The following is a 5,578-nucleotide window of genomic DNA, read 5'->3' as shown; positions in this document are numbered from 1 at the left end:
CAAGCGGAGCCACCTCTGATGGAGCCTGTACGCGGATCGCAACAAGGCGAGGCATGCATTGCTGATAAATGACACCTCAGTGCCTTTCATCACGTCCGACCATCCCGTCGTCAACGTTCATTCGTGTGTGTCGGAAACGGAATTCTCCTCACCTGAGCATGCCGACTTCTATTATCCGATTTCGCCGACGTTCGCTTACATCATCTGTGATTCCGACCGGTTCACACAGGGCAAAAATCGGGTTGACGAGACTACCGTCGTCGAACTCAATTCGAAACAGGCGGCTCAAGCGATGATGCACATCATCGGCGATACGGAGGAAGCCATTCACCCCTACAAAAAACAGATCGGGCGACGCTATCAGAAGGCTTTTCATGGCCGGATCGTGGTGTGACTGCCCAAACAGAGCAGCAATTTCGAAGCACCGATCTGCGATCGACCGCCTCGGCCGAAGCGCCTACTTGAGTGGCTGCTTCACTTCGAAAGCTGACGTAGCAATCGTGCCGTGTCGATGGGCTGGAATGGGTCGCTTGCTGTCCTCTCAACGGGAGCAAAACTGCGATTCGATCTAGGCCGCAGTAGCGGCCTCTCGGCTGGTTTTGTGCCCACGCTCGACAATGTCGACGTTTGCAGGAGACATGGCCGAGACATCGGGCGCCGCATCTGCTAATCCTGAGATCCGCGTAACCTACGATCAGGCAAATAACGCGGTCTGCCTGCACATGATCAATTCGGGCCACGCAGGGTGCCAGTTCACAGTCACATCGAAAGCATATCGCACCGATGGTCCATGGAACCTCCCGTTGGCGGCAGGTGACACAACGACAACCAGCTGGCCGGTATCGTCAAGTGGAAACGGGTACGACTTCACCGTGACGGTGGATGTTCAGCCGGGATTCCAGCGGCAATTCGCGGGCCGTGTCGAAAATGGAGAAGACCTTATTAGCGATCCGGCTGCCGCGTGATCGCGGACCTGATCTCTGTGCAATGCCGGTGAGCGGCGAGTGCTCTTCGAACGGTCACGTGACCGACAGCGTTGCGCGCTGCAATTCAGTCAGCGCTGCAGTGCGTCCATCGTTTGCATCTGAAAATACCCTTCCCCGCGTAAACCCCTGTAAATGAAATCGCCTCGCGTAAGAACCCGGTAAGCGGGCGCTTTTAACGTACTACCGAGCGCATCAAAAGAACGACGCGTCTAAACAGCGTGCGCGAGAGCATCGCACCACATTCCACCGGAACGCCCAAGTACATTTGGATTACCGATCGTTCCGGCCCTACTCGAACGAGGCACTCGTTCAGGCAATGAAGTGTTATCCGTGCAGGAGACGAAGATGGACTTGAAACTCGCAGAGAAAATCAAATCGAGCGCGACGTACCACGAACTGGTGCGAAGGCGCTCGAGGCTCGGATGGACGCTCACCGCCCTCGTGCTCGTCGTCTACTATGGCTACGTGCTGCTGATCGCGTTCGATAGAGACATGCTCGCCGCGAAGATCGGCCCGGGGGTGATGACCTGGGGCATGCCGATCGGTCTCTTCGTGATCCTGTTCACCGTGTCGATCACGGGCTTCTATGTGCGTCGCGCCAACAACGCCTACGACGAACTCACCGACCAGATCAAGCGGGAGGTCGCATGAAGGCTCGTCAATTCCTCGCAACGGGCGCGCTTTTCGTCGCTTCTGCAAGTTGCTTCGCAGCCGGTGCCGATCTTGGTCAGGCGGTCAAGCAGGCAACCAATTGGACCGCGATCAGTATGTTCATCGTGTTCGTGATCGCGACGCTCTTCATCACCAAATGGGCCGCCAGGAAAACGCGCTCGGCTGCAGAGTTCTACGCAGCAGGCGGCGGGATCACCGGCTTTCAGAATGGCCTGGCGATCGCTGGAGACTTCATGTCTGCGGCATCCTTTCTCGGCATCTCGGCCGCTGTCTACGCAAACGGATACGACGGACTCATCTACTCGATCGGCTTTCTGGTGGGCTGGCCGATCATCACGTTTTTGATGGCCGAAAGGCTGCGCAATCTCGGCCGCTTCACGTTCGCCGATGTGGCGGCGTATCGCTTCAGGCAGGCCCCGATACGCGCGTTCGCCGCATCAGGCACGCTCGTCGTCGTGGCGTTCTACCTGATCGCGCAGATGGTGGGTGCAGGACAGCTCATCAAGCTGCTGTTCGGCCTCGACTACTGGATCGCGGTCGTGATCGTCGGCATGCTAATGATGGTGTACGTGCTCTTCGGCGGCATGACCGCGACCACCTGGGTGCAAATCATCAAGGCGTGCCTGCTCCTCGCGGGCGCATCGTTTATGGCGTTCATGGTGCTCTGGCAATTTCATTTCAGCCCTGAGGCGCTCTTTGCGAAGGCCGTCGATGTGCACGAGAAAAAGGCATCGATCATGGGGCCGGGCAACTTCATCAAGGACCCGATTTCGGCAATCTCCTTCGGCATCGCGTTGATGTTCGGAACAGCCGGCCTGCCGCACATCCTGATGCGCTTCTTTACGGTTCCGAATGCGAAGGAAGCGCGCAAGTCGGTATTCTGGGCGACCACATGGATTGGCTATTTCTACATTCTCACCTTCATCATCGGCTTTGGCGCGATCGTGCTGGTGAGCACCAATCCCGTTTTCAAAGACGCGGCCGGAAAGCTGCTCGGTGGTAACAACATGGCGGCCGTGCATCTGGCGACGGCAGTCGGCGGCAACGTGTTCCTCGGTTTTATTTCTGCCGTCGCGTTCGCCACGATCCTCGCCGTCGTCGCGGGCCTCACGCTCGCCGGCGCGTCGGCGGTATCACATGACCTCTATGCGACCTTGTTCAAGCATGGCAAGGCGTCGAGCGCAAACGAACTGTTTGTTTCCCGCGTTACAACCGTGGTGCTGGGCATCGTTGCCGTCGTGCTTGGCATCGTGTTCTAGAAGCAGAACATCGCATTCATGGTTTCGCTCGCTTTCGCAGTGGCGGCTTCTGCCAATTTCCCTGTGCTGTTCATGTCGGTGCTGTGGCGCGGCTGTACGACGCGCGGTGCGGCCATCGGTGGCTTCCTCGGGCTGCTCTCTGCTGTGTTGCTGACGATTCTGTCGAAGGCAGTGTGGGTCGACGTCTTTCACTACGCGAGCGCGCCGTTTCCGTATGCATCACCCGCGCTCTTCTCGATGGCAATTGGTTTCTTCGGCATCTGGTTCTTCTCGGTGACTGACAAATCCAATCGCGCACGCATCGACCAGGCCGGTTTCGAGGCGCAGGCCGTGCGTTCGGAAACCGGCATCGGAGCTGTGGAAGGCGTCAGCCACTAAACAGACAAGGCGCGACTTGAGGGCCAAGGTCGGTGTTTCCGTCGCGGCGGACACCGACCGGCCAGCATCCCACAGTGTCCGGAAAGAGATCGGCATCGCATTGCGTGACCTGAATCAACGCAACAACGATGCGCAGCCGTAAGGCGAAGACATTTGCAAAAATCGGGGACGTACATGGCAAGCGCAAAGGAACACCTGGCTCATTTCGCGACGGGCGCTGATCGTCCCTTTGCAACCGAACTCTCATCGCGCGTGCGTCGTCTGGGCGATAGCCCGACCTATCTTCAGGCGGACGAAGATCTTGCTTTCGTGCGTCGACCGGCTGAAAGGCGACAGCTAGGTTAGCCGGCTAAACCCGTGCGCTACAGCAGCTTCGATTTGCTGCGCGAACGCCTCGCTGCCCCCCCCTGCACCGATGCCAAGAACCGCGCGCTGGTACCCATCCCCCAGCGCCAATGCCACAACCTCGGCCGCAACTTGCTTTGATGTAGTGGCAGGTACTCCTCCCGTTTCGAGCAATTCTGCAATGCGCTGCCGTATAACGCGCATGCCGGACTGATCGAAGACGTGAGAAAGATCAGGAAAGCGCCAGCCGTCCGCAACGATCAAGCGGTATAGCGCTAGCCAATCCGGCTCGATCAGCGCCGTCGTGAAGGCGCGCAACTCGTCCGCGAGCCTATCGGGGGCGGGCTTACGAATGTCAGCCAACGGCGCGTTCTCAAGGCCCTCGCGCATGGTCTCGCACATGCTGGTAACCAGTCCCGCGAACAGTGCTTCCTTGTCGGGAAAGTGCCGATAGAGGGTCATTTTGGAGATCCCGCCTTCAGATGCGACGCGGTCAAGCGTCGTCCCACCCAGGCCGTCCCTGAGCAGAATGGGACCCGCGGCGCGCAAGATCTCAGCGCGCTTCTCAGCCATGCGGAGCCTGCGCGGGTCATCTGCTCGCCACTTCCGGGAATCAGTGATTTTCATACGATACGAAAACGTCTTGCATGATGAGTGTGGATGCGATACGATTCTGTATCGTCTCATAGCCATGGAGAAACGTCATGTGCAAACCCGCCGGTCTTGCCAAGATGGGCGTCATTCCGATGCGACGCGGAGCGACGAAGTGAGTGCGGCCGCGATTTTGAGCGGAATCACGGCGCTGGCGTTCGCCGGCGCGGGGCTCGCAAACTTCTTCAACGTCGGCAACGCGGAAGCAAATTTCCAGCGATGGGGGTACCCCCAGGGATGGCGTCATTTGACGGCGGGTCTGGAACTCGCAGGTGCGGCGTTGCTGTTGCTCCCGTCCACCCGTCTCATCGCGCTTGCTGGGCTAGCACTAGTGATCCTTGCCGCGTTGGTGACGCTTCTGAAATGGCGCGAGCGCCTCTCGCACCTCATACCCGTGATAGGCTTTTTCGCACTGATCCTGGCCGACGCTGTGCTCCAGCGAGCCGGAACCTGATCTCGCGGCACTTGCAATCGTGATGGTCCTGCTATCCCGGTTGCGTCTACCGGGCTACAGCTTCGGATAGGGACGGACGCCGTGAGTATTCTTTATAGAGTCCAGATTGCCGTGATGGTTTGCGGGGTTGCAGCCGGATGCGTGTCGCAGCCCATCGGGCCAGCGGTAGCCGTGAAGCCGGGGCGCGACAAACCATTCATCGTCTTTCTGCAGGACGATTCGCAGTGCAAACAGTATGCGAGAGAGCAGCTGGCGCGCGGCGGTGGCGCGCGCGCTGCTAGCGATGCTCACGTGTCGCGGGCACAACTGAACGTGCAGCAAAGATACGATCTCGCGTACCTGGAATGCATGCGCGCGAAGGGAAATGAGGTGTCCAAGGGTGCACCGCCAAGTACGCAGCCTGAATAAGCGACCTTGCACAGGACGACTACATGCAACTGCCTGGCGCCGGCGCGGCTTGGTTGAGCCCGAATCCGGTCAAACGTGCGTTGAGTTCGCGCGATCGCCCGTGATCGAAGCAGATTGGGCCATTCGACCAAGACTCTTATTTCTTTTGTGCGGACCTTGCTTTGCGCGCCTGCGTTCCCGTGTCCGTGAACAGATCGACCACCACACCGCGCAGCCACCGATTGGCTTCGTCCTGGTGGGCTCGCGCGTGCCAGAGCAGATGGATCGGCGCGGCGGGCAGCGTCAATGGCAACGCGCGCAGGGTGAGCGAGAACGGGACGGCCAGTTGCAGGGCAAGTCGCTCCGGTACCGTAGCGATCAGATCAGTGCGTTGCAGGATGAAGCCCACGCTCATGAAGTGCGGCACCGTCAGTCGCACCTGACGC

The 5,578-nt window shown here is 59.2% G+C and carries 6 protein-coding genes and 1 pseudogene; 5 read left to right on the top strand and 2 right to left on the bottom strand.

Annotated features, from left to right (window positions below; all coding sequences use genetic code 11):
* The first annotated feature begins 58 nt into the window (after positions 1 to 58).
* The 4 genes and pseudogenes from BN2476_RS43955 to BN2476_RS43940 all read left to right on the top strand — a co-directional run bounded on the left by BN2476_RS43955 (position 59) and on the right by BN2476_RS43940 (position 3,295).
* Positions 59 to 394 (top strand): DUF4238 domain-containing protein, encoded by a 336-nt coding sequence (locus BN2476_RS43955; RefSeq protein WP_268958033.1) that lies wholly within the window; start codon positions 59 to 61, stop codon positions 392 to 394.
* A gap of 244 nt (positions 395 to 638) precedes the next feature.
* On the top strand, positions 639 to 965 hold the full coding sequence (locus tag BN2476_RS43950) for a phospholipase domain-containing protein (RefSeq protein ID WP_160111888.1): 327 nt from the start codon (positions 639 to 641) through the stop codon (positions 963 to 965).
* 366 nt (positions 966 to 1,331) lie between these two features.
* Complete coding sequence (locus BN2476_RS43945; protein WP_087740353.1) at positions 1,332 to 1,637, top strand: DUF485 domain-containing protein; 306 nt, start codon at positions 1,332 to 1,334, stop codon at positions 1,635 to 1,637.
* Positions 1,634 to 3,295 (top strand): annotated as a pseudogene (locus tag BN2476_RS43940) (cation acetate symporter). Before BN2476_RS43945 ends, BN2476_RS43940 begins: the two are co-directional and overlap by 4 nt.
* A gap of 336 nt (positions 3,296 to 3,631) precedes the next feature.
* On the opposite strand, the gene BN2476_RS43935 reads toward BN2476_RS43940, so the two are convergent.
* On the bottom strand, positions 3,632 to 4,213 hold the full coding sequence (locus BN2476_RS43935; protein WP_160111887.1) for a TetR/AcrR family transcriptional regulator: 582 nt from the start codon (positions 4,211 to 4,213) through the stop codon (positions 3,632 to 3,634).
* Between the two features lie 193 nt (positions 4,214 to 4,406).
* Between BN2476_RS43935 and BN2476_RS46940 the strand changes: the two genes are divergently transcribed.
* Entirely contained in the window at positions 4,407 to 4,745 is a 339-nt protein-coding gene (locus BN2476_RS46940; protein ID WP_160111886.1) for a DoxX family protein, read from the top strand.
* Positions 4,746 to 5,289: 544 nt separating this feature from the next.
* Here BN2476_RS46940 and BN2476_RS43920 read toward each other — a convergent pair.
* Positions 5,290 to 5,578: type 2 periplasmic-binding domain-containing protein (locus tag BN2476_RS43920; protein ID WP_500045278.1), on the bottom strand; the 289-nt coding region annotated here is incomplete at its 5' end.

This window comes from Paraburkholderia piptadeniae (genome assembly GCF_900007165.1).
GTDB classification, from domain to species: Bacteria; Pseudomonadota; Gammaproteobacteria; order Burkholderiales; family Burkholderiaceae; genus Paraburkholderia; species Paraburkholderia piptadeniae.
The sequence above is the reverse complement of the archived record's forward strand: the minus strand, read 5'-3'. Positions and strand labels throughout refer to the sequence as shown.

Bases quoted from the DNA above. Each gene is read 5' to 3' on its own strand.
- BN2476_RS43950 (WP_160111888.1), top strand. From the start codon at position 639: ATGGCCGAGACATCGGGCGCCGCATCTGCTAATCCTGAGATCCGCGTA.
- BN2476_RS43935 (WP_160111887.1), bottom strand. From the start codon at position 4,213: ATGGCTGAGAAGCGCGCTGAGATCTTGCGCGCCGCGGGTCCCATTCTG.
- BN2476_RS43945 (WP_087740353.1), top strand. From the start codon at position 1,332: ATGGACTTGAAACTCGCAGAGAAAATCAAATCGAGCGCGACGTACCAC.